Genomic DNA, 708 nt, shown 5'->3' with positions numbered 1-708 from the left:
TATGGCTTGGTAGCTCAGTCGGTAGAGCAAAGGACTGAAAATCCTTGTGTCGGCGGTTCGATTCCGTCCCAAGCCACCATATATGTATATATCCTAACTCCAAAATGGAGGGGTAGCGAAGTGGCTAAACGCGGCGGACTGTAAATCCGCTCCCTCAGGGTTCGGCGGTTCGAATCCGTCCCCCTCCACCATTTTGAGGTATTGTTTATGTAGAACAGAGTTCTCCAAAACCTCAAGTGTGGGTTCATTCGAACAATTCCTGCTAGGCATAAAATGGCGGTTGTGGCGAAGTGGTTAACGCATCGGATTGTGGTTCCGACACGCGTGGGTTCGATTCCCACCAGCCGCCCCATTTGAATTTTTGGGCTATAGCCAAGTGGTAAGGCAATGGACTTTGACTCCATCATGCGTTGGTTCGAATCCAGCTAGCCCAGTTAAATATTTGGCAGCATAGCCAAGTAGTAAGGCAGAGGTCTGCAAAACCTTTATCCCCAGTTCAAATCCGGGTGCTGCCTTCGATTGATAAATGCCGGTGTGGCGGAATTGGCAGACGCGCACGACTCAAAATCGTGTTCCGTAAGGAGTGTCGGTTCGACCCCGACCACCGGTATCGAAATATATATACTCTGCGGGTGTAGTTTAATGGTAAAACTCCAGCCTTCCAAGCTGATGTCGTGGGTTCGATTCCCATCACCCGCTCCATTCATT

7 tRNA genes are annotated in these 708 nt (G+C 49.9%); all 7 read left to right on the top strand.

Going from position 1 to position 708, the window contains the following annotated elements:
* Positions 1-3: 3 nt before the first annotated feature.
* A tRNA-Phe gene (locus JN080_RS28940) sits at positions 4-79 on the top strand.
* A gap of 27 nt (positions 80-106) precedes the next feature.
* A tRNA-Tyr gene (locus tag JN080_RS28935) sits at positions 107-191 on the top strand.
* An 85-nt stretch (positions 192-276) separates the two neighbouring features.
* Positions 277-352, top strand: a tRNA-His gene (locus JN080_RS28930).
* 10 nt (positions 353-362) lie between these two features.
* Positions 363-434 (top strand) — tRNA-Gln (locus JN080_RS28925).
* Between the two features lie 10 nt (positions 435-444).
* Positions 445-515: transfer RNA gene (locus JN080_RS28920), tRNA-Cys, on the top strand.
* 13 nt (positions 516-528) lie between these two features.
* Positions 529-610, top strand: a tRNA-Leu gene (locus JN080_RS28915).
* An 18-nt stretch (positions 611-628) separates the two neighbouring features.
* A tRNA-Gly gene (locus JN080_RS28910) sits at positions 629-702 on the top strand.
* Positions 703-708: the final 6 nt, after the last annotated feature.

This window comes from Bacillus sp. EB600 (assembly GCF_024494385.1).
Taxonomy (GTDB): Bacteria; Bacillota; Bacilli; order Bacillales; family Cytobacillaceae; genus JAEVLT01.
This window is presented reverse-complemented; position numbering and strand designations above follow the sequence as displayed.